17 protein-coding genes, 2 tRNA genes and 3 rRNA genes are annotated in these 23,964 nt (G+C 45.2%); 7 read left to right on the top strand and 15 right to left on the bottom strand.

All coding sequences use genetic code 11. The features are described 5' to 3' along the window. Positions 1-126 precede the first annotated feature (126 nt). Together fmt and rsmB are read left to right on the top strand one after the other, a co-directional pair. On the top strand, positions 127-1,089 hold the full coding sequence (fmt, locus tag ABEF84_RS00200) for a methionyl-tRNA formyltransferase (RefSeq protein WP_034585728.1): 963 nt from the start codon (positions 127-129) through the stop codon (positions 1,087-1,089). Beyond that, positions 1,086-2,390, top strand: coding sequence for a 16S rRNA (cytosine(967)-C(5))-methyltransferase RsmB (gene rsmB / locus ABEF84_RS00195; protein ID WP_347455406.1), 1,305 nt, complete (start codon positions 1,086-1,088; stop codon positions 2,388-2,390). The genes fmt and rsmB overlap by 4 nt, the downstream gene beginning before the upstream one ends. Before the next feature lie 64 nt (positions 2,391-2,454). Here rsmB and zupT read toward each other — a convergent pair whose 3' ends face one another. The 4 genes from zupT to ABEF84_RS00175 all read right to left on the bottom strand — a co-directional run bounded on the left by zupT (position 2,455) and on the right by ABEF84_RS00175 (position 6,873). After that, entirely contained in the window at positions 2,455-3,270 is an 816-nt protein-coding gene (gene zupT / locus ABEF84_RS00190; protein WP_347455405.1) for a zinc transporter ZupT, read from the bottom strand. An 83-nt stretch (positions 3,271-3,353) separates the two neighbouring features. After that, positions 3,354-3,464 (bottom strand): methionine/alanine import family NSS transporter small subunit, encoded by a 111-nt coding sequence (locus ABEF84_RS00185; RefSeq protein WP_081403474.1) that lies wholly within the window; start codon positions 3,462-3,464, stop codon positions 3,354-3,356. A 10-nt stretch (positions 3,465-3,474) separates the two neighbouring features. Next, positions 3,475-4,950 carry a sodium-dependent transporter gene (locus ABEF84_RS00180; protein ID WP_034585737.1) on the bottom strand — a complete coding sequence of 492 codons (1,476 nt, stop codon included), beginning with the start codon at positions 4,948-4,950 and terminating at the stop codon, positions 3,475-3,477. Positions 4,951-5,427: 477 nt separating this feature from the next. Next, positions 5,428-6,873 (bottom strand): aldehyde dehydrogenase family protein, encoded by a 1,446-nt coding sequence (locus ABEF84_RS00175; protein WP_347454604.1) that lies wholly within the window; start codon positions 6,871-6,873, stop codon positions 5,428-5,430. A 303-nt stretch (positions 6,874-7,176) separates the two neighbouring features. Here ABEF84_RS00175 and ABEF84_RS00170 point away from each other — a divergent pair, with 303 nt between their 5' ends. Further along, the gene (locus ABEF84_RS00170) at positions 7,177-7,869 is read left to right on the top strand and encodes a TIGR04219 family outer membrane beta-barrel protein (RefSeq protein ID WP_347454605.1); all 693 of its coding nucleotides are present in this window, start codon (positions 7,177-7,179) and stop codon (positions 7,867-7,869) included. Positions 7,870-8,241: 372 nt separating this feature from the next. Continuing rightward, a complete protein-coding gene (locus ABEF84_RS00165; RefSeq protein ID WP_034585742.1) occupies positions 8,242-8,802 on the top strand; it encodes a type 1 glutamine amidotransferase domain-containing protein in 561 nt (186 codons plus the stop codon). A gap of 48 nt (positions 8,803-8,850) precedes the next feature. On the opposite strand, the gene ABEF84_RS00160 is transcribed toward ABEF84_RS00165, so the two are convergent. Next, a complete protein-coding gene (locus ABEF84_RS00160) occupies positions 8,851-9,180 on the bottom strand; it encodes an ankyrin repeat domain-containing protein (RefSeq protein ID WP_034585744.1) in 330 nt (109 codons plus the stop codon). Positions 9,181-9,673: 493 nt separating this feature from the next. Here ABEF84_RS00160 and ABEF84_RS00155 point away from each other — a divergent pair. Further along, a protein-coding gene (locus ABEF84_RS00155; RefSeq protein ID WP_141667073.1) for an IS5 family transposase occupies positions 9,674-10,496 on the top strand; the annotation gives its coding sequence in 2 pieces (ribosomal slippage) (positions 9,674-10,054 and positions 10,056-10,496; 822 coding nt in all). Here ABEF84_RS00155 and ABEF84_RS00150 read toward each other — a convergent pair. Next, complete coding sequence (locus ABEF84_RS00150) at positions 10,458-10,949, bottom strand: hypothetical protein (RefSeq protein WP_347473703.1); 492 nt, start codon at positions 10,947-10,949, stop codon at positions 10,458-10,460. The genes ABEF84_RS00155 and ABEF84_RS00150 overlap by 39 nt on opposite strands. 96 nt (positions 10,950-11,045) lie before the next feature. After that, positions 11,046-12,395: an aromatic acid/H+ symport family MFS transporter gene (locus tag ABEF84_RS00145; protein WP_347454609.1), complete on the bottom strand. Its 1,350-nt coding sequence runs from the start codon at positions 12,393-12,395 to the stop codon at positions 11,046-11,048. A gap of 279 nt (positions 12,396-12,674) precedes the next feature. Between ABEF84_RS00145 and ABEF84_RS00140 the strand changes: the two genes are divergently transcribed. Further along, positions 12,675-13,637 (top strand): IS30-like element IS18 family transposase, encoded by a 963-nt coding sequence (locus tag ABEF84_RS00140; protein ID WP_075174500.1) that lies wholly within the window; start codon positions 12,675-12,677, stop codon positions 13,635-13,637. A gap of 192 nt (positions 13,638-13,829) precedes the next feature. On the opposite strand, the gene ABEF84_RS00135 is transcribed toward ABEF84_RS00140, so the two are convergent. The 7 genes from ABEF84_RS00135 to ABEF84_RS00105 form a co-directional block, all read right to left on the bottom strand. After that, on the bottom strand, positions 13,830-15,188 hold the full coding sequence (locus tag ABEF84_RS00135; protein ID WP_034583927.1) for an MFS transporter: 1,359 nt from the start codon (positions 15,186-15,188) through the stop codon (positions 13,830-13,832). Between the two features lie 334 nt (positions 15,189-15,522). Continuing rightward, a 5S ribosomal RNA gene (rrf, locus tag ABEF84_RS00130) occupies positions 15,523-15,637 on the bottom strand. A 202-nt stretch (positions 15,638-15,839) separates the two neighbouring features. Then, a 23S ribosomal RNA gene (locus ABEF84_RS00125) occupies positions 15,840-18,730 on the bottom strand. 396 nt (positions 18,731-19,126) lie between these two features. Continuing rightward, positions 19,127-19,202: transfer RNA gene (locus ABEF84_RS00120), tRNA-Ala, on the bottom strand. Positions 19,203-19,259: 57 nt separating this feature from the next. Then, a tRNA-Ile gene (locus tag ABEF84_RS00115) sits at positions 19,260-19,336 on the bottom strand. A 61-nt stretch (positions 19,337-19,397) separates the two neighbouring features. Further along, positions 19,398-20,935 (bottom strand): 16S ribosomal RNA (locus tag ABEF84_RS00110). Together the 16S, 23S and 5S rRNA genes with 2 tRNA genes alongside form the textbook arrangement of a ribosomal RNA operon. Before the next feature lie 433 nt (positions 20,936-21,368). Continuing rightward, positions 21,369-21,941 (bottom strand): peptidylprolyl isomerase, encoded by a 573-nt coding sequence (locus ABEF84_RS00105; protein ID WP_034584904.1) that lies wholly within the window; start codon positions 21,939-21,941, stop codon positions 21,369-21,371. A gap of 110 nt (positions 21,942-22,051) precedes the next feature. On the opposite strand from ABEF84_RS00105, the gene ABEF84_RS00100 reads away from it, so the two are divergent. Next, a complete protein-coding gene (locus ABEF84_RS00100; RefSeq protein ID WP_171077634.1) occupies positions 22,052-22,717 on the top strand; it encodes an acetoacetate decarboxylase family protein in 666 nt (221 codons plus the stop codon). Positions 22,718-22,771: 54 nt separating this feature from the next. On the opposite strand, the gene ABEF84_RS00095 is transcribed toward ABEF84_RS00100, so the two are convergent. Further along, entirely contained in the window at positions 22,772-23,839 is a 1,068-nt protein-coding gene (locus ABEF84_RS00095; protein WP_034581799.1) for an alpha/beta hydrolase, read from the bottom strand. Between the last annotated feature and the right edge of the window lie 125 nt (positions 23,840-23,964).

Here is a 23,964-nt window from a genome sequence, read left to right as displayed (position 1 = left end):
TTTTTTTATATAAAAATTAAACAATTCCTGTAATGAATTTATAGCTTTATGCAGCAGGCTGCGCTGATTAGGTCACACCTTACTTATGCCTTATAATGACATCTAAGTTTATTTGGAATTTCATCCGTGAAAATCATTTTTGCAGGCACACCAGAATTTGCAGCCACTGCATTGGCTGCGCTGCTTAAAACCGACCACGAAATTGTGGCGGTCTATACCCAGCCAGACCGTAAAGCCGGTCGCGGACAAAAACTCACTGCATCAGCAGTTAAACAGCTGGCGCTAGAACACAATATTCCAGTCTATCAACCGTTACATTTCAAATCATCCACTGAAGAGGGTCTGGCAGCCCAGGCTGAACTGAAAGCTCTGAATGCCGATGTGATGGTGGTGGCAGCTTATGGTCTGATCCTGCCACAAGTGGTTTTAGATACGCCAAAATATGGCTGCCTGAACATTCATGGTTCGCTACTGCCACGCTGGCGTGGGGCTGCCCCAATCCAGCGTGCAATTGCAACAGGTGATCAAGAGACTGGTGTGACCATTATGAAAATGGCGGCGGGTCTGGATACCGGTGACATGATGTATAAGACCCTCTGCCCGATCGAACCACAGGATACTTCTGCCAGCCTGCATGACAAACTGGCGGCGCAAGGTGCCGAAGCCATCGTGGCAGTACTAGAATCCGAAGAAAAGCTGCAACATTATCTGGAAACCCGAGAAGTCCAGGATGAAGCACTTACGGTTTATGCACATAAACTCTCTAAAGCAGAAGCTAAAATTGATTGGACCCAGGATGCAGCGTCGATTGACCGTAACATCCGTGCCTTTAACCCTTGGCCAGTCGCCTTTACCCCGATTGATGAGAACAACAACCTGCGGGTCTGGGGTTCACTAATTTCCGATGAAAATGCTGCAGGCAAGGCACCAGGCACCATTCTGGCACTGGATAAACACGGTGTGCATGTGGCCTGTGGTGACCAGAAGGCCATCTGCCTGACTTCACTGCAATGGCCAGGCGGTAAGGCACTAAATCCGGTACAAATTAATCAAACCCAGAAATTACATGTAGGACAAATACTGGCATGAGTCATTCCCAAGCCGGCACTTCACACCTGAACCTGCGTGCCCAGGTGATTCGCACTTTGCTCGCAGTCCAGCAAGGGCAATCTCTGGCCAGTGTTCTGCCGCAGCATCTTGGCAAAGTGGCAGAACGCGACCGTGCCCTATTCCATGAACTGGTTCTCGGTACCCTGCGTCAGTGGTATGCGCTGAAAAGTGTGACCCTGCCATTGCTGGTCAAGCCGATAAACAATGACACGGTAGAAACCTGCCTATATGTCGGTCTGTACCAGCTGCTGGAAACCCGGATTGCCCCACATGCCGCGATTTCAGAAACCGTCACCGCGGTGAAACAGCTAGGTTATCAGGCTTTAAGTGGTGTGGTGAATGCGATTCTGCGCCGTGTTTCACGTGAAACACCTGAATTTCAAACTGCGTTAAAACAGGCACATGGCCTGCCAAGCTGGTTGTACAAGCGTCTAAAAAAAGACTGGCCGGAACAGCTGTCTGAACTGAGCCATGAGCTGAAACAGGTGGCACCACTCACTTTGCGTGTTAATACACGTCAGGTCAGCCGAGATGAATATCTGGAAATTCTGCAAGAGCATGACATTGCTGCACATGCCTGCAGTATTTCTAAAGTCGGGATTGTACTGGATGAAGGTGTGAATGTACCGCACCTGCCAGGCTTTGATGTCGGCGGTTTCTCGGTACAGGATGAACATGCCCAGCTTTGCGCGACCTTATTGCCAAATCTGAATGACAAGTATGTTGTGGATGCCTGTGCGGCACCGGGCGGAAAAACCGCACATATTCTGGAAAAATACAGTCCCAAAAAACTGATCGCACTGGATCAGGATGGCAAACGACTGCTCCGTGTTCAGGAGAATCTGGAACGCCTGTTACTGGAAGGCCAGCATGTCGAAATTGTCGCTGCCGATGCGATTAGCTGGAAAGCCCCGGAACAGCCGGACTGTATCGTACTGGATGCCCCATGTTCGGCCATTGGCGTGATTCGCCGTCACCCGGATATTCGCCTGCTGCGCCAATCTTCTGACATTGCCCAGACGGTCGAATTACAAAAACAGATTCTGGAAAATATGTGGTCACAGCTGAAAGTGGGTGGCACCCTGCTCTACATCACCTGTTCGATCCTGAAAGCAGAAAATGAACAGCAGATGGTGGAGTTCTTCACTCAGCATCCAGACGCCAAAGAGATCAAAATCGAAGCCGACTGGGGCATCGAGCAGATTCATGGGCGCCAGCTGTTACCGAAAGCGGGTCAAGGCGACGGTTTCTTCTATTGCCGGATTGAAAAAACTGCGTAAATTATTTTGATAAAAGAAAAGGCAGCTTTGGCTGCCTTTTTTCATGCTTTTCATTTGATATTACTTACTGCACAAATTTAAACAGCACCAGACTGCTGGCCAGTGCCGCCATGCCACTGATCAAGCCATACACGGTTTCATGGCCCTTGGAATAACGCTTGGCGGTAGGTAGCAACTCATCCAGTGCCAGATAGATCATCACCCCACCCATCAGGCCAAAGATCACACCATAGACAGTGGTGTTTAAAAACGGCGCCAGAATGAAATAGCCCAGCGCTGCGCCCAGTGGCTCAGCCAGCCCGGACACCAGACTGGCCAGCAAGGCATAAGACTTTCGGTGCGTCGCCATATAGACCGGTAGCGCAATCGCCACCCCTTCCGGAATATTATGAATCGCAATAGCAACGGCAAGTGGTGCCCCCAGCATCACACTTTCCAGGGTGGCAAAGAACGTCGCCATGCCTTCTGGCAGGTTATGCGCGCTGATCGCCAGTAAGGTCAGCATCCCGGTACGTAATAACTGTTCCTGTCCCATTTCTCCAATCTGCTTTTTCTCGATGGTTTCATGCGGGTTTGGAATCAGTTTGTCCAGCAGCAACACCGCCACCATGCCCAGCAGTAACGCCACAGTCCCCCAGGCATAACCAAGCTGTTCGCCAAAGGACAGGCTAAAAGAATCAATCGATTTATTCAGGATTTCGGTCAGGGAGACATAGATCATGGCACCGGCGGCGAAGGCCAGGCCAAAAGACATCATGCGAAGGTTCGGCTTGTTAAAAAACAGTACCAGTCCTCCACCCAGCAAAGTGGCCAGTCCAGCAAAGATCGTCAGTGCAAAGGCCGTATAGACTTGTGCATCGCTAACAGGCGCAATATCCATTACTCAGCCCATGAAAAAAGCCATTATTATCAAAGATAATAATGGCTTCCTTTTTGTGCAACAGTCAGTTTATTTGACGATTGTTAGTCTTCTGGTTCTTCCGGGTTTTTCGCCAGATGAACGACTGCCAGTACCAGACCACCCCATAGTAAAACGATGGAGAAAATCATCATGATCAATGCAGATGTATTCATATTGTTTCTCCTAGCTATGACGGTCTTTGACTAAACTGAACAGGATGGCGCCCAGCACAAAAAATGCGATGGTGCCCCCACCGATCATCCATAAGGTACTGGCCGGATAACCGCCATAACCTTCTGCCATGATTGATTTTAGGGTTAAACCTAATGCCGATAATAAAGATAATGGTGTGATCACAGTCAGCATAAACTTCCAGCTGCCACCCAGTTTCAGGCTGGCAAACTCGTTGACATGCATTTCCAGCTCTTTCATTAATGGACGGCGGAACCAGGACAGCAGAATAATCGATAACAGACCACCACCCACGATACCAATGTTATTGGCAAAGTAGTCAATGATATCGACAAAGGTAATCGCGCTATGAGTCGAGAACATCAGGATCGATACCACTGCCGAACCACCGGCAATAATGGTCACGGACTTGTTCTTTGACCAGCCCAGCTTGTCCTGGAATGCCGCAATTGGCACCTGCAGGATACTCACCATGGAAGTAATACCCGCCACAGTTAATGATGCAAAGAACAGGAAGCCAAACAGGTCGCCACCCGCACCTAAACTGGAAATGATTTTCGGGAAGGCAATAAAGGCCAGACCGATGCCACCAGATACTACATCTTCAACTTTGGCACCTGAACTGAATGCCATAAAACCCAACGCAGCAAAGACACCAATACCCGCCAGAATTTCAAAAGAAGAGTTAGCCAGTGCGACTACAACACCTGAACCGGTCAGGTTGGTTTTACGTTTCAGATAAGAAGCATAGGTCAACATAATCCCGAAGCCCACGGACAGGGAGAAGAAGATGTGACCAAAGGCTGCCAGCCAGACTTTATAATTGGTCATGGCTTCCCAGTTTGGAGTAAAGAAGGCATTTAAGCCATCCACTGCTCCAGGCAAGCGCACGGCTTGAATCACCAGAATGGTAAATAGAATCACCAGCAATGGCATGAAGATTTTATTCGCCAGTTCCACCCCACGGCGTACGCCACCGTAGAGAATCAGCATTACGGCTGCCCAGACAATCACCAGACCAAAGAACAGCACCGGCACAAAACCAAAGGTCAGGCCTTCACCATTTTGCAGGTAGGTATTAAAGAAGAAAGCTTGTGTATCTGAGCCCCACTGCTGGCCAAAGGAATACAGCATATAGCTGCCGGCCCAGGACAGGACACTGGCATAATAAATCCCGATGACCAGGGTCACCATCACCTGCCACCAACCCAGAGATTCTGCATTCATGAGTTTTTTATAGGCCATCGGTGGCGCTTTGCGAAACTTGTGACCAACTGCATAATCTAAAAATAATAAAGGTAAACCGGCTGCGAAAATCGCAATCAGATAAGGAATTAAGAACGCACCGCCGCCATTTTCATAAGCAACATAAGGGAAACGCCAAATATTACCCAAACCCACTGCAGAACCAATGGCTGCGATAATAAATCCTGATCGTGCCGACCAATTCTCTCGAGTATCTGTCATAGAACACCTAAACCTTAGGTCTCTTTAGATGCTGCTTATTGTGGTTATCGTGCGAGCAAAAAAAGTACCAATCTAAATAATTTCGGGTGCTTCAATCAGAGCGTTGCCTTGTGAGCATCTGTCTCTAAATCAGCCAACGGTCTAGCATGTCAAATCCTGGATAAGCATCTTGCACATACTGTTCCTGTATATGGATTCAACAATACTGAGTTTTAACAATAATTTCTGTAAATTCTGGCTCCTAATATTCAGTTTTTATAATCTATCGGGCTCAACCGTTCAATATTTCTCCAAATTTAGCTTGATTTGTAAAGTTATAACTGTATTAACTTTTTGGAATATATTGTTTTTTAAGTATTTCTTGATGATTTTAGAAAAACCCTCCCGTTCGGTTCAGATTGCATAGTTTGGCTTTAGAAACAGCCGGATCATGACCAGTAAAACTGCCTGATCCAGCTGTTCCTAATACACCCCAATTTAACCTTTAATCACCAGAATCCGTTCTTCCTGCATGTCACGAATCGCAGACTGGATGCCTTCACGGCCTAGACCAGAATCCTTGACCCCACCATACGGCATGTTATCCACGCGGAAAGATGGAATATCATTAATGATTACGCCACCGACATGCAGATGATCCCAGGCATACATCATCTTTTTCAGGCTCTGAGTATAAACCCCTGCCTGCAGACCAAAACGGCTGTTGTTGATGCAGTCAATTCCAGCCTCAAAATCGCTATATTTTTCCAGAATCGCCAGCGGGCCAAAGACTTCATCTTTATAGACTTCCAGACTGTGATCGACATCCTCCAGCAGGGTTGGGTCAAACAGCACACCTTTTAATTTGCCGCCACTCAGCACTTTGGCGCCTTTTTTCACCGCCTTATCTAGCCATTTTTTCAGGCGTTTCGCTTCAGTTTCCTTGATCATTGGACCAATCAGTGTGCTTTCCAGATCAGGATCAGCCGCCTTGATTTTCTTCAGCTTGTCTACCAGCTTTTTCTTCACATCGGCATAAATCGCTTCATGCACCAGAATACGCTGTACGCTGATACAGACCTGTCCGGCATGACCAAAAGCCCCGCCAATCAGACGGTCAATAAAAGCATCGCTAATTTCAGTATCCGGCTCGATCATCACCGCAGCATTGCCACCAAGTTCCAAAGTGACTTTCTTGCGCCCTGCCCGCGCTTTCATGTCCCAGCCCACGACATCGGAACCGGTAAAGCTCAGCATTTTAAAGCGGTCATCGGTCACCAGAACATCCGCCAGCTCACGTGGACATGGCAGCACCGAGAAGGCATTTGGCGGCAAATCGGTTTCTGCCAGAATTTCTGCCACTTTCAATGCCGAAGTCGGGGTCAGGCTAGCGGGTTTTAGTACAAATGGACAGCCTGCCGCAATCGCGGGGGCAATCTTATGTGCAGTCAGATTCAAAGGGAAATTAAATGGGCTGATCAAGGACACGGCACCAACCGGTACATGCTTCACAATACCCTGATAACCCGAAGCAGCAGCCGTCACTGCCAGTGGAATCATCCGGCCTGTATCCAGCTGAGTCACCGCATCTGCTGCCAGCTGGAAGGTATTGATCAGACGTTCCACTTCGGCCGCAGCTGCCTTGCGTGGCTTGCCGCCTTCCGCAATCAGGATCTCGGTCAGCTGGCCACGAATTTCATTAAAGCGTTTCACACAGTGCAGCAGGATTTTCTGTTTCTGATGTGGCTCCAACGCGGCCATTTCTGCTTCGGCTTTAACCGCCGCTTTGATGGCTTTTTCCATAATCTTGGCATCTGCCAGTGACACGCGTGCAAAGACCTTACCCGTATATTTATCATTCACCTCCAGCCAGTCAGAGGTTTCCACCGCCTTACCTGCCAGATATAGGGGATAGTCGATTACTGCGCGGGATTTCTGAGTCATGTCACGTCCTTTCAGGGTCATGCAATATGTAGATAATATTGATTATATGCCCAAAAACAGCCTGTTGCGTTTTTAAAATGTAGATCAGTTTTTAGGCCATAAAAATTGCTATAAAACCCGCGGCATCTGCCTCAACATTTTTCAAAATCATCATCTTGTGAAAAATCGGCTTTTTCTTTTCCGATATCCTGCCATATACATTCTGAAATTTATCTATATGATGCAGCGGGTGAGAAATACAAAAGCTATTTTTACAGAACAACAGCACACAAGCTCTGGGTAAGGTTTCAGGAAACACATTTTATGCGCGCAAAAATCGCAACCGCTTTCACGTTTGGTTTATTCATGACCACTGCCAGCCATGCTGATGTAATCGGCTTTAAAGCCGATGCCAGCTACTGGAATTTTGATGGTTCTAGCCAGTCTGCCAATGCCAGCAAGCATGACCTGGATCGCCAAGGTACAGCACAACTGTCTGTCGCATTTGAACATCCAGTACCATTATTGCCAAATGCCAAAATCAAATATGTCAATCTGGACAGCAACAGCGAACAGCGCACGCTAACCAACGCTGCCGATATCGAGCTGAACAACATCGACTACATTCTGTATTACGAACTGCTGGATACTGTAGTGCATGCAGATGTCGGTGTGGGTGTAACCAATCTGGATGGTACCGTGAAAAACCTGAATGCTGGTGCGCTTACCCAGTACGATCTGGATGAATACAGTCCCCTAGTCTATGCCACTGCTGGTGTAAAACTGCCATTTACCGGCATGAGTGCCAAAGCTGAAGCGGTGTATAGCCATGGCAGTGACACCAAAAAGACCGATGTCCAGGCTGAACTGCAATATGACTTTGTTGATAACCTGCTGGTGGATGTCGGTGCCAAAGTCGGCTATCGCATCATGAACATTGATGCTGAACAAAAAAACGTAGCCGATCTGGAACTGGAATTTAAAGGCCCTTATATCGGTCTAGATATCCACTTCTAATGAAAATAATGGCTTACAGAAATCAGCCTTGATACTGTAAGCCTGAGCGTACAGCAATCGCCGTCATCTGCGTCTTTTGATGAAAGGATGGCTGCAGTATCTTAGAGACATAGAGAGCAGGATGCTCCGAATCATAAAAACAAGAATAAGCACATGCACCAGGATGTGAGGTACGACAGGAGTTATACCTAAATCACGGAATACAAAAAGCCCGGACAGGATGTTCGGGCTTTTTTCTGTCTGCGGTTTTTTCAGTTACGTATTCGTTTCTTTCCTTGTATCCACGCTTACAGTCGAAGGCTAAAAAAGCAACATTTTCAAAAATGCCTGTTGCTAAGCTAAAAGACCCTGCAGATATTGAGATACTCCGTCATGGTCAAAAAAGTTCTGATTATTACGTCAAACACGGGCATTGAACACGATGAGCTGGCTGAACCACTGAACTTCTTGCAAGAAAAAGGTTTCGTGGTCATTCATGCTGCAGAAAAAAATGAAGACGTCCAAACCGTCGAAAATGATGAAAAGAAAAGTGCCACCTATACTCCGGACACGACTTTAAGTGAAGTCAGTGTAGAAGACTATGACTTGCTGGTGATTCCTGGCGGTACAGTGAATGCTGACAAGCTTAGAATTAATGAAGATGCCCAGCGCATCATTCAATACTTTACTGATAACAAGAAAACCATTGCCGCGATCTGTCATGGCCCTTGGGCATTGATCAATGCCGGCCGGGTCAAAGGTAAAACGCTGACCTCTTATAAAAGTATCAAGCTGGATCTGGAAAATGCCGGTGCCAAATGGGTCGATGAAGAAGTGCATCGCTGCAATACCCATGACTGGGTGCTGATTACTTCGCGTAATCCGGATGATTTACCCGCCTTTAATACGGCAATTGTTGAAGAGCTGGAAGAGGACATGGATATTATCCCCTAGTTCCCAACTATATTTAAAAAGAAACCCCAACTTGTGTGGGGTTTCTTTTTATTTCGGGATATTACCTTTCAGGCTTTTTAAATATTCGACCACATCTTTGTTGCCTGCCATTTCCGCCAGCTCCAAAGCGGTATAAGTACTGCGATGATCGACATCCGCGCCTTTACTCACCAGCAGTTTCACAACTTCGAGATGGTCATTTTCAGCCGCAGCCTGCAAAGCGCTATAGCCTTCTTCATCGGCAGAGTTAACGTCCAGACCTTCTTGCAGGCCGTTCTCAACCTGTTCAACATCACCAACTGAGGCCCAGTACACCAGTTCAGGAAGATGGAGTTCTTCATCATCTTCAGGGATTGGGGAGAGTGAGTTAATTTCCATAGATTACATAGCCCTAATATTTATTGGGATTATAAAATCAAATTCTTTATTCGACTGTATCACTATCTAAATTTTTTGATACTTGTAAACACGCATACATTCTTTGCTTATGTTTAGGAAGTTCGGCAAATTGTAAAAGCTGTGCAATAAAAAGCTCTCTTTTTCTTTTACTCACGTTATCTTTATTAAAAGAGTTATCAAAAACGAAGTCACAAAAGCTTACCACCATAAAGAATGTATGTTTTGCAATATAAAACAGTCCAAACAGAAAAAGACTAATAAAAAATATTATTACTAAAGATTTGAAAATATGAATTTATTGAAAAATTTCAAAAATATAATCTACATTCACACCAGCTGAAATCATTAAGGCTGTGAATAATGCAACTAATCCCATAAACATTGCTATCACACGATTTTTAGAATCAGTTGAGAAAATAAAGTTATAAATTAGACCTCTTGCGAAAGTAAAAACTACCTCAATATAGATTTCATGAAATATCAGAAATTAAACCGTTTTTCAGATTCTGAATTCAAGCGCTTGGTTGGTGTACCTCGACCAGTTTTTAGTGAAATGGTCGAAGTTTTAAAAGAAGCAGAATCACTTAAAAAGAAATCTGGGCGTCCTCATACTTTAGCTATAGAGGATCAATTATTATTAACACTCAATTACTTACGGAATTACAGCACTCAATTGGAATTGGCTGCAAATTACCATATCGCTGAAAGTAATGTGAATCGAACTATTAAAAAGGTTGAAGATGCATTAATGAAATCAAGACGTTTTACCCTGCCAAAACGAAGCATTACCACAGCAGACGAACAATTTAACTGGGTAATTATTGATGCGACAGAATGTTCAATAGAACGCCCGAAAAAAAAATCAGAGTAAGTTTTACAGTGGTAAAAAGAAGAAACATACGTTAAAAGCCCAAGTGATCTATCATCCGAAGAGCAAACAAATCATAGGAGTAGATATATCGTCTGGCAGTCAGCATGATATTAAATTGGCAAGAAAAACAGTTAAGAAATTCAAACATTGTGACTATGTTATGACCGATTTAGGGTACTATGGGTTAGAGCAAGATGGCTTTAAGTTATTGATGCCAATAAAGAAAAAGAAGAATTTCCCCTTATTTGATGCTGAGAAAAATTACAATAAAATGATTGGAAAAATACGAGTTGTAATCGAACATATTAATAGTCAATTGAAAAGATTTAGAATACTAAGTGAACGCTATCGAAATAGACGAAAAAGATTCGGTTTACGCATTAACTTAATCGCTGCACTGGTAAACCGGATGAACTTGCAATAACGACTTTCGCAAGAGGTCTATTTTTTCTCTATTAACTTTTCCTCCTTTATATTTAGATTGAATCAAATAATATTTTTCAATTTTCTCGATTAAATTTATATACTCGTGGTTAGGTATAGCTAAGGCTTCACGAAACCATCTTTTCTTAATCTGTAATAAAGTTAGTTGATCATTTTTATATAAGTGACGAAATTTCTGTTTCACAATTTCATTCCGCTGCTTTTCTACGGCATAAAATAAATATAAAGCGAAAACTTCTGCCAACAACATACAATAAGTCAGAATATCTTGCAGTGCTTTATTCTTAGCATTTGTAAAATAAAAAAAGCCAATAATACTTGAGAAAAATATTAGTACAGAAATAAATAAGCACACAAATAGTATATTTTTAAAAGTCCATACTGTGTGATATGACTCAAATTCTTGATAATATTTTTTAATTAGTCTATTCAATAAAACCACCATAAATCATTATAATTATCATACTTTTATCATAACTATAAGAATCAAAAAAGCCCCCTTTCGGAGGCTTCTTTTTCAAACAGAGTTTTAAGCTTTTGCAGGAATCGTATCTGCTGAACCAATCTTTTCAGATTCATCTTCATGCATGATCAACGCAACCGCAATCGCTGTAATCAATACCGGTAAACCCACTGCAATAAAGTTGAAGTGTGCAGGCAGGTTCATGCCCAGTAAGCCACCAATCAGGATCGGGCCAACAATCGCACCCATACGACCGATCGCAGAAGACCAGCCAATACCCGTAGAACGCACTGCCAGTGGGTAATATTGCGCAACATAGCTGTATAGCAACATTTGTGAACCAATCGAAGCCGCACCTGCCAGGAACACCAGGATGTAAAGCAGGAACTGGTTTGACTGGAAGCCCATCAGGCTCATCACGATCGCACCCATAATACCGAGGAACATCAATACCGGTTTCAGGTGGTAACGGTCAGCCAGAATACCACCGCCCACGATACCCACTACAGCACCCACGTTCATTGCCATCATAAACATCAGGCTGTTGTCCATCGAGAAGCCCGCAGCCATCATTAGCTTCGGCAACCAGCTGCTCAGCGCATACATAGTAAGCAAGCAGGTAAAGAAAGCCACCCAGAACAGTAACGTATTTACCGCACGTCCGCGACGGAACAGGCTTACCACGTTTGCCGCTTCAGGTACGTTTTCTTCAGGTAAAGTAAAGGTTGTGTTGTCGGTTACTTTTACGTTTGGCGCCAGATGACGAACGATACGACGTGCTTCAGCCTGCTTGTTCACTTTCACAATAAAAGATAGAGATTCAGGCAGGAACTTCCAGATCACCGGCAGTAAAAATAAAGGAATACCTGCGATAAAGAACATGATTTGCCAGCCAAAATCTGAGGTAAACCATGAGCCGAGTAAAGCAGCCATCACACCACCCACGGCATAACCACTGAACATGGTGGTTACCAAGGTACTGCGCATTTTTTGCGGTGCGTATTCAGAGGTCAGCGCCACCAGGTTTGGCATTACACCACCAATGCCCAGACCGGCAAGGAAACGCAAAATACCAAATTCAGTCGGGTTAGAAGCAAAGCCACCCGCAAAAGTCAGGCCACTGAATAGCACGATACAGATCATGATCACTTTTTTACGGCCAATTTTGTCTGCCAGTGAACCAAAAATCATTGCACCAAACATCATGCCAGCAAGTGCTGTACTGGCAAGCATTCCCGCTTGTACGGCTGATAAGCCCCAGTCCTGCATGAGTAATGGTAAAGTTACACCATTGATTGCTAAATCGTAGCCATCAAACAAGATAATGAGTAAACACCAAGCAACTACATTGAAGTGAAAAGGCGTAAATTTCGCATTATCGACTACAGAATTAACATCTACAGTATCCGTTGTCATCGTTCTCATCTCCCATGAGTACTTGTCCATAAATCCATTCCGACACCAAGAAAAAAGCGTCAGGACGAGCGAATATACGGAAGCTGTTTTTTCGCTACAATAAGACTATTTGTTATGCAACCATGGTCTATATAAAGCAGTATTATTATGTGATTTTTTCACGTTTTTAAAATTACGCAGATTCAAATCCCAAGTGCGACACATTTGTAGTTAGTTGAAAAAGTTAGGTGTATTCATAGAATCATTAGACTTTTTCAACTCGCAATTGGAAAGCACACAATGAAGAAATACACCCAACTTTCTCAAGATGAAAGATACGAAATTTATGCTACTTTGAAAAGTAAAAGCTCAATCGCTAACCTTGCTCGGGAGTTAGGGCGTTCACGCTCAACCATCTACCGTGAATTAAAAAGAAATACTGGGCAACGTGGATATAGGGCTCAACAGGCAGCTAAATTTGCAAGTCAAAGACGGTACCGTCCTTCCTCATCAATGACAGCATTTGCCTTCGCCTATATTGATTATTTAATTGGCTTGGACTGGTCACCAGAACAAATTTCAGGTGCTTTAACACAACGCGGTTGGCTGGATGTACCTTCACATGAGTGGATTTACCAGTACATTTATCAAGATAAATCAAAAGGCGGTAAACTCCATCTACACTTAAGGCATCAGAAGAAATATCGAAAACGAGGTTACAAAAACACGGATCGTAGGGGGCAAATCATTGATAAAACAAGTATTCACTGTCGAGACCAGGTCATTGATCAACGACAACGTTTAGGAGATTTCGAAGGTGACACGGTGATTGGTAAACATCATAAAGGTGCTTTATTAACCCTTGTTGATCGAAAGAGCCTGTATGTACATATTGTTCATTTAGGATCAACGAGAGCATCCTCTCAAACGATTACTTGTGCGTTAGATCGTTTACGAATGAGCCATGCTTATAGTGTGACATTTGATAATGGTAAAGAATTTTCCGAACACAAAAGAATTACTGATGCCGGGATAGAGACGTATTTTGCTGATCCTTACAAGTCTATTCAGCGAGCTAGAAATGAAAATACGAATGGTTTAATCCGTCAATATCTGCCAAAATCATCATCGTTTGATGACGTGTCAAACGAACAAATAGAGCAGATAGAATTTGCACTCAACCATCGTCCTAGAAAAACGCTAGGTTGGTATACACCGAGTGAAGTTATGGCTGGTTTTTATACTGTTGCACTTGCCGCTTGAATCCGCCTTATATAAAACATTGATGAATATATATTTATAGATTTTAATTACGTTTTTTTATGTGATTTTTACCATATTAAAAAATTCTTTGATTTCTTTTGGAAAGTATGAAATTCCATAGAAAAACCCCTGCATTTGCAGGGGTTTGCTCTATTTTAATGCAGTGGGATAAAAAACTGAACCTATGGGTCACTAGGCTTTAACCGCTTTGAGCTTCGCTTCAGCCACCGGATGGGCATCAACCACGCGGTCTTTACGCACAATTAGCGCTACCGCAATTGCTACGATCACGATTGGCAAGCCAACAGCCATGAAATTAATCTGGTGCGGTAATTCCATGCCTAGCAGCATACCAATCAGGATTGGACCAACAATCGCACCACTACGCCCTACTGCCGATGCCCAGCCAATACCGGTCGAACGTACAGTCAATGGATAGTATTGCGCAACATAGCTATACAGCAGAATCTGGCCACCAATCGCTGCTGCACCTGCAACTGCCACCAACAGGTAAATGACTGGCTGTGGAGAGTTAAAACCAAGTAAAGAAAGCGCGACCGCACCTGACAAACACAGGGTAATGATCACCGGTTTCAAGTGGAACTTGTCCGCCAATATGCCACCGCCCACTGTACCGATGACCGCACCGATATTCATTGCCAGCAGGAACATCAAGCTGTTACCGAGTGAATAGCCTGCAGCCATCATCAGTTTTGGCAACCAGCTACCCAATGCATACAGCGTTAATAGACACATAAAGAACGCTAGCCAGAACAGCAAGGTGCTGCCTGCACGCCCCTGCTTAAACAGGCTGCTGACAAATGCGGGTTCAGTCACTTTGACTTCACTAAGAATTAGTTGAGATTGTTCTGAAAGGTTCAACTGATCATTCAGACGCTGCATGATATGACGCGCATTTTCATGCTTTTGTGCTTTTACCAAAAAGGTCAGGGATTCAGGCAGGAATTTCCAGATCACAGGTAATAACAGTAACGGTACTCCTGCGATAAAGAACATGATTTCCCAACCAAAATTAGGCGTAAACCAGGCACCAAATAAAGCAGCCATCACACCACCTACGGCATAACCACTAAACATGGTGGTGACCAGTGTCGCACGTAAGCGTGCAGGCGCGTATTCAGAGGTTAAGGCCACCAGGTTTGGCATAACACCGCCTATGCCTAAACCAGCCAGGAAACGCAATACACCGAATTCAGTCGGGTTTGAAGCAAAGCCACCCGCAAAGGTAAAGCCACTAAACAGCAGCACACAAATCATGATAACTTTCTTACGGCCAATCTTGTCTGCCAACGTACCAAACAGCATGGCACCGAACATCATGCCAGCAAGTGCCGTACTGGCCAGCATACCAGCCTGAACCGCAGATAAAGACCATTCCTGCATTAACAGCGGTAAAGCTACACCATTAATTGCCAGGTCGTAGCCATCAAAAAGAATAATCAGTAGACACCAGAACACAATATTAAAGTGAAATGGCGTAAATTTTGCCTTGTCGATGACCTCATTTACATTGACTATATTCACTGTCACGTCTCACCTCCTGTGAGTTTTCAATTTCATTGTTTTGAACCGCGACACATGACTTTTTCTCTTTGGTCTTATTTTTATAGGTCTATGCTGCCATGTCTTCGCAACCACTATAGTTGAGCATGGCTGAATATGATCAAATACTATACAAAGGTCGCAAAATAGTGCAGAAAACTGGACCCTTGAGTCCATTTTTTAATCAATATTTTTCTTTCAAAATAAGTTATTTACCGAATGGTTTAAATTAAAAATAGGGAAATATTAAAAATAGGGAAATAAATAATATAGGCACAAAAAAACACCCCCAACTCTTTAGTTGGGGGTGTCTGGAATAATGAGCTGGCGATGACTTACTCTCACATGGCAAACGCCACACTACCATCAGCGCGAAGAGGTTTCACTTCTGAGTTCGGGAAGGGATCAGGTGGTTCACTCTTGCTATGGTCGCCAGCACAACTGGGATGGATACTCGCTTGGTCTTATCTGCGTTGCTTTTGCTTCGCTTGCCTTGCTTTCTACCAAATAGGTTTCATTAACAGGTCTATCTGAGTTGCTGTATTCTGTTCTTTAGCGTTCACTAAATCAAGGCTTCGTCTGATCTTTCGATCAGTTATGAATCAATTGTTGCTTTGTATACAACTGCTTGGGCGTTGTATAGTCAAGCCTCACGAGCAATTAGTATTGGTCAGCTTCATACATCACTGCACTTCCACACCCAACCTATCAACGTCCTAGTCTCGAACGGCTCTTTAGAGGACATAAAGTCCAAGGGAAATCTAATCTTGAGGTAGGCTTCCCGCTTAGATGCTTTCAGCGGTTATCCCTTCCGAACATAGCTACCCGGCGATGCGACTGGCGTCACAACCGGTACACCAGAGGTTCGTCCACTCTGGTCCTCTCGTACTAGGAGCAGATCCTCTCAAATTTCCAGCGCCCACGGTAGATAGGGACCGAACTGTCTCACGACGTTCTAAACCCAGCTCGCGTACCTCTTTAAATGGCGAACAGCCATACCCTTGGGACCTGCTTCAGCCCCAGGATGAGATGAGCCGACATCGAGGTGCCAAACACCGCCGTCGATATGAACTCTTGGGCGGTATCAGCCTGTTATCCCCAGAGTACCTTTTATCCGTTGAGCGATGGCCCTTCCATACAGAACCACCGGATCACTAAGACCTACTTTCGTACCTGCTCGACTTGTGGGTCTCGCAGTTAAGCGCGCTTTTGCCTTTATACTCTACGCGTGATTTCCGACCACGCTGAGCGCACCTTCGTACTCCTCCGTTACTCTTTAGGAGGAGACCGCCCCAGTCAAACTACCCACCAGACACGGTCCTCGTCCCGGATTACGGGACAGAGTTAGAACCTCAATATTACCAGGGTGGTATTTCAAGATTGGCTCCATAGCAACTAGCGTCGCTACTTCAAAGCCTCCCACCTATCCTACACAAGTAAGATCAAAGTTCAGTGTCAAGCTGCAGTAAAGGTTCACGGGGTCTTTCCGTCTAGCCGCGGGTACACCGCATCTTCACGGCGAATTCGATTTCACTGAGCCTCTGCTGGAGACAGCGCCGCCATCATTATGCCATTCGTGCAGGTCGGAACTTACCCGACAAGGAATTTCGCTACCTTAGGACCGTTATAGTTACGGCCGCCGTTTACTGGGGCTTCGATCAAGAGCTTCGCTTACGCTAACCCCATCAATTAACCTTCCAGCACCGGGCAGGCATCACACCCTATACGTCCACTTTCGTGTTTGCAGAGTGCTATGTTTTTAATAAACAGTTGCAGCGGCCTGGTTTCTGAGGCTGTCAACAGCTCAAGGAGCAAGTCCTATCACCATCGACAGCGTACCTTCTCCCGAAGTTACGGTACCATTTTGCCTAGTTCCTTCAGCAGAGTTCTCTCAAGCGCTTTGGTCTACTCGACCTGACCACCTGTGTCGGTTTCGGGTACGATTCCAGTGTAACTGAAGCTTAGAGACTTTTCCTGGAAGTATGGTATCAGCCACTTCACCAGTAAACTGGCTTGCTATCAGATCTCAGCATAGAGCACCCCGGATTTGCCTAAGATGCATGCCTACTTCCTTCCACCTGGACAACCAACGCCAGGCTGACTTAACCTTCTCCGTCCTCTCATCGCATTACACTGAAGTATTGGAATATTAACCAATTTCCCATCGACTACGCCTCTCGGCCTCGCCTTAGGGGTCGACTCACCCAGCCCCGATTAACGTTGGACTGGAACCCTTGGTCTTTCAGCGAACGGGTTTTTCACCCGTTTTGTCGTTACTCACGTCAGCATTCGCACTTCTGATACCTCCAGCATGCTTCTCAACACACCTTCATTGGCTTACAGAACGCTCCCCTACCACTTACGCATAAGCGTAAATCCGCAGCTTCGGTACATAGTTTTAGCCCCGTTACATCTTCCGCGCAGGCCGACTCGACTAGTGAGCTATTACGCTTTCTTTAAAGGGTGGCTGCTTCTAAGCCAACCTCCTAGCTGTCTATGCCTTCCCACATCGTTTCCCACTTAACTATGATTTTGGGACCTTAGCTGGCGGTCTGGATTGTTTTCCTCTTGACTACGGACGTTAGCACCCGCAGTCTGTCTCCCGGATAGTACTCATTGGTATTCGGAGTTTGCATCGGTTTGGTAAGTCGGGATGACCCCCTAGCCGAAACAGTGCTCTACCCCCAATGGTATTCGTCCGAGGCGCTACCTAAATAGCTTTCGGGGAGAACCAGCTATCACCGAGTTTGATTAGCCTTTCACCCCTATCCACAAGTCATCCCCTGGCTTTTCAACGACAGTGGGTTCGGTCCTCCAGTTAGTGTTACCCAACCTTCAACCTGCTCATGGATAGATCACCCGGTTTCGGGTCTACACCCAGCAACTATACGCCCTATTAAGACTCGATTTCTCTACGGCTCCCCTACACGGTTAACCTCGCTACTGAATGTAAGTCGCTGACCCATTATACAAAAGGTACGCAGTCACCACCGAAGTGGCTCCCACTGCTTGTATGCATGCGGTTTCAGGATCTATTTCACTCCCCTCACAGGGGTTCTTTTCGCCTTTCCCTCACGGTACTGGTTCACTATCGGTCAGTCAGGAGTATTTAGCCTTGGAGGATGGTCCCCCCATATTCAGACAAGGTTTCACGTGCCTCGCCCTACTCGACATCATCATATCAGCCCTTTCGTGTACAGGACTATCACCCACTATGGTTGCACTTCCCAGAGCATTCCACTAAAACTGATATGACTTAATGGGCTGTTCCCCGTTCGCTCGCCGCTACTGAGGGAATCTCAATTGATTTCTTTTCCTACGGGTACTGAGATGTTTCACTTCTCCGCGTTCGCCTCATAAACCTATGTATTCAGTTTATGATACCGACCTTATAGCCGGTGGGTTTCCCCATTCAGACATCTCCGGATCACAGGATATTTGCCGCCTCCCCGAAGCTTTTCGCAGGCTATCACGTCTTTCATCGCCTCTGACTGCCAAGGCATCCACCACATGCACTTAATTACTTGACTATACAACCCCAAACAGTCGTTACACCTACAAGTCAGTGTAGCAACAAGATCTACCAGTAAACTGGCTTCTCTTACAGTTTGTTGTTCTGTGCACTTAAGCACCGTACAGCTTCAATTAGATTCACGTACCAAAACGCTTGATTCAGTTAATTTCGCTAGTTCTCATTCAATCACTTCAACTTCACAACCAAAGTTGTGTCGTTTCCGCTCTCTTATGAGATTGAACAAATTATTTCAACTCAAATATATTCTGTTAATGATTTTTCTCGTCTTCGTCAGACCGAGAAACTGTGATAAATCACAGAGATTAGTAAGTGGTGCGTAGTATACGCTTCCATTTCACTAATCTCTATAAGCTATCAAACTGTTTGCTTATTACGTATTCGAACGAATACGTGGTGGAGACTAGGAGAGTCGAACTCCTGACCTCCTGCGTGCAAAGCAGGCGCTCTACCAACTAAGCTAAGTCCCCAGCTTATCAATAAGTCAATGTATCTTTCCGTTTCTGTATGAATCGCTTCGTCAGTAGTGGTGGGTCTGACAAGACTTGAACTTGTGACCCCACGCTTATCAAGCGTGTGCTCTAACCAACTGAGCTACAGACCCTCAGATACATCGTCATGAAGAACAACTTGTTGTGGATTCTTACCGATCGTCAATCTTTCGTTAAGGAGGTGATCCAGCCGCAGGTTCCCCTACGGCTACCTTGTTACGACTTCACCCCAGTCATCGGCCACACCGTGGTAAGCGTCCTCCTTACGGTTAGACTACCTACTTCTGGTGCAACAAACTCCCATGGTGTGACGGGCGGTGTGTACAAGGCCCGGGAACGTATTCACCGCGGCATTCTGATCCGCGATTACTAGCGATTCCGACTTCACGCAGTCGAGTTGCAGACTGCGATCCGGACTACGATCGGCTTTTTGAGATTAGCATCTGCTCGCGCAGTAGCAACCCTTTGTACCGACCATTGTAGCACGTGTGTAGCCCTGGCCGTAAGGGCCATGATGACTTGACGTCGTCCCCGCCTTCCTCCAGTTTGTCACTGGCAGTATCCTTAAAGTTCCCATCCGAAATGCTGGCAAGTAAGGAAAAGGGTTGCGCTCGTTGCGGGACTTAACCCAACATCTCACGACACGAGCTGACGACAGCCATGCAGCACCTGTATCTAAGTTCCCGAAGGCACCAATCCATCTCTGGAAAGTTCTTAGTATGTCAAGGCCAGGTAAGGTTCTTCGCGTTGCATCGAATTAAACCACATGCTCCACCGCTTGTGCGGGCCCCCGTCAATTCATTTGAGTTTTAGTCTTGCGACCGTACTCCCCAGGCGGTCTACTTATCGCGTTAGCTGCGCCACTAAAGCCTCAAAGGCCCCAACGGCTAGTAGACATCGTTTACGGCATGGACTACCAGGGTATCTAATCCTGTTTGCTCCCCATGCTTTCGCACCTCAGCGTCAGTATTAGGCCAGATGGCTGCCTTCGCCATCGGTATTCCTCCAGATCTCTACGCATTTCACCGCTACACCTGGAATTCTACCATCCTCTCCCATACTCTAGCTTCCCAGTATCGAATGCAATTCCCAAGTTAAGCTCGGGGATTTCACATCCGACTTAAAAAGCCGCCTACGCGCGCTTTACGCCCAGTAAATCCGATTAACGCTCGCACCCTCTGTATTACCGCGGCTGCTGGCACAGAGTTAGCCGGTGCTTATTCTGCGAGTAACGTCCACTCACCTTGGGTATTAACCAAGGGAGCCTCCTCCTCGCTTAAAGTGCTTTACAACCAAAAGGCCTTCTTCACACACGCGGCATGGCTGGATCAGAGTTGCCTCCATTGTCCAATATTCCCCACTGCTGCCTCCCGTAGGAGTCTGGGCCGTGTCTCAGTCCCAGTGTGGCGGATCATCCTCTCAGACCCGCTACAGATCGTCGCCTTGGTAGGCCTTTACCCCACCAACTAGCTAATCCGACTTAGGCTCATCTATTAGCGCAAGGTCCGAAGATCCCCTGCTTTCCCCCGTAGGGCGTATGCGGTATTAGCGTCCCTTTCGAAACGTTGTCCCCCACTAATAGGCAGATTCCTAAGCATTACTCACCCGTCCGCCGCTAAGAATCGGTAGCAAGCTACCTATCTCCGCTCGACTTGCATGTGTTAAGCCTGCCGCCAGCGTTCAATCTGAGCCATGATCAAACTCTTCAGTTAAAATCATTTTGTACTTTAGTTAAGACAAAGTACTTAATTCTGGCTCATCAATTACTGACAAAAATTCGCTCAAATAAACTTCGAGTAATTTCTACCATTAATCAATGAAAATATATTCAATCGATCAACCGGTAAAAATCCACACAAGTTGTTCTTCATAATCTCTTAATGATCTTTCTAACACCTCGTCAGTGTTAGAAGCTGGACTCAATACACTCAACAACTCAGCCATCGGCTTCGTTCGTTTCGCTGTATCGCGTCGGTATGTGTGCATTATAGGGCAATTTCTTACACAAGCAAGCGCTTTTAACGGACACAAATCACGAGTGTATCATTTTTACGCACCAATATAGATCATTTTTATTTCATATTTAACATAAATACATGATTATAAAATAAAAATAACATAAAATATTAATGCATTATTTTCGACTTATTTTGTTGGGTTTGTTGTTTTAATACTCACACTATGAATCATGACGGGTTTTACCGGTACATTCTGATGCATGGCATAGGTGCGGGTTGGCACTTTGGCGATTTTATCGACAACATCCATACCTTTGGTTACTTTACCAAAGACCGCATAACCGGCATTACGTGCAGAACGGTTCAGGAAGTCATTATTCACTAGGTTAATAAAGAACTGGGAACGTGCTGAATCTGGATCATTAGTACGTGCCATCGCCAGTGTACCGCGCTGGTTACTTAAGCCATTGTAAGATTCATTTTTGATGGGCGCCTTATTATTGGCTTTTTCTTCCATGTTGGCATCAAAGCCGCCACCTTGAATCATGAACTCAGGAATTACCCGGTGAAAGATGGTGCCTTTATAAAAGTTGGCTTTAACATAGTCTTCAAAATTTTTGGCAGAGATCGGTGCTTTGTCATTATAAAGCTCAATCTCAATGTTCCCCATGGAAGTACTCATTTCCACCACAGTATTGGCAGCCATTGCCGGTAATGCCATTGCCGTCAGGGTGAATGCATATAATGATTTTTTTAACATTTTTTAACTCATCTACTGAGAAGTAATGGTTGAGAATCAAGCTATATTAATCTTTGATACCCATAAATGCATTATCTGAACCGACCAAATACAAGAGAATAAGAATGAACATGCAGCATGTGCAGGAAAAAAGTGTCCATCAGTTTCCACCTTGGCAGCTTCAGGGTGAAGGATTTATTTTGAATTACTGGATCACGCCCCAGTTCATTCGTGAAAATTTTGCCTTTCATATTGCTCCTTCCCCATTGGGTCGTGTAGTTCAGGTCATGCTGGTACGTTATCAAGAATCTCCGGTCGGCCCATATGATGAACTGCTGATTATGGATCATCCCTTAATAAGTAAGCGGCGTCTTTCTAGTATTCCTAAAATCTATGTCTCTACCGAAGAATCGCTGATCCATGGACAACAGTTATGGGGGATTCCCAAAGAATATGCCCAATTTGAATGGCAACAGCAGGGTCAGGAAGTGATGTGTCATATCACCTATCAATCCCAAACCATGACCATCCGGCTGAAGAAATCCAAATCCACCCGTTTTTTCTATATTAATAGTCACCATATTCCTGCTTCGATGCTGAAGATTCAGCAGAGCTGGAATGCCCGACATTATCAGTTCAGTCCGCAGTTTCGCGGCTACTTGTCCAAGCTCGTGCATGTCGAATGGCAAAATACTCAGGGAATCTTCCCCGACTTCTCCCAAGCCAAAAACTTGCAAAGCTTTTATGTCTCTCAATTCAGCCTGATCCTGCCTGAAGCCAAAATCGATAAAAAATAAAAAGGTGTTTCACGTGAAACACCCTGAAGAATATTTGTCTTTATATAAGTCTGATTAACTGTGTTTGTCCCAAAACTTGCGAAACTTCTTACTCATCTCAATCACCTGCTTTTTCGCACGTTTGGAAATAACAGTCAGATTAATGAAGCCATGGGTCTGTTCCTCATAATTATCATAATGTAGCTTTACCCCATGCTGGCGCAGCTGATGGGCATAGATCTTCCCTTCATCATGCAGTACATCATGTTTGGCCGTAATCAGATAAGTTGACGGCAGATTTTTAAGATTTCCATAGATCGGTGAAATCAAAGGATCCTCTAAATCAACCTGATGGCGTTCAGCATAATGATAGGTCACACGCTGGATATCATCATCTGTCAACACCAGGCCATCCTTATAACTATAATAAGAAGGATGACGGCTCTTGAAGTCCAACGCTGGATAGATCAGTAACTGTGCCTGTGGCGCATAGACCTTATCTCGACTGCGCTGCGCCACAACGGTTGCCAGATTCCCTCCTGCACTATCCCCTGCCACCGCGATACGTTTCTTCAAAATACCCAACTGTTTGGCATGCTGATGTGACCAGGCCAAGGCATCTTCACACACCTGCACCATATGTGATGGATGATGTTCCGGCGCTAGTGGATAATCTACACTTAATACCTGCGCATGGGCATGCTTGGCCAGCAGACGACAATACTCATCATGCGTATCCAGACTTCCAATTAGAAAACCACCACCATGATAGAAAATAATTAGGGGTAACTTTTTCTTGGGTGCCGGATGGTAGTGACGCGCAGGTGTCATTCCACTTTGCAAGGGTAGATGGATGTCCTCCACCTGAGCGATCTTGGTGGGTTTAGCTTGTAACAGGCGCATGTTATGGTCAAATTCAATCCGAGATTGCGGAATATCATCCCCCACCAGTCCTGTTCTGCCTTGTTTCAGCTGAATCGCCATCAGACATTTTACAAATGAGTCCAGCTCAGGATAGTCATAAGGATAATTCAAACTTCTGACGATGCTCTCTTGAACCATTTTCGGTAATCGGTCCAGCAACCGTGCTGCAGAACCTTGGCTTTTCTCTGCCAGTTTTTTTAAATGCTGCTTTCCTGCCATCGCTTTACTCCCTTTTCGCTTAATTCTTCATACTTTCTACATGATCAGACGGTATTTTGACCATATTCACATATAAGTGCCTATGTCGGCATACAAAGTGAGTGAGATCAATAAGCTAATCTTAT

Source organism: Acinetobacter sp. ANC 7912, assembly GCF_039862785.1.
Classification (GTDB): Bacteria; Pseudomonadota; Gammaproteobacteria; order Pseudomonadales; family Moraxellaceae; genus Acinetobacter; species Acinetobacter thermotolerans.
Note: the sequence above shows the minus strand (reverse complement) of the source record. Positions and strands in the feature narration are given on the sequence as shown.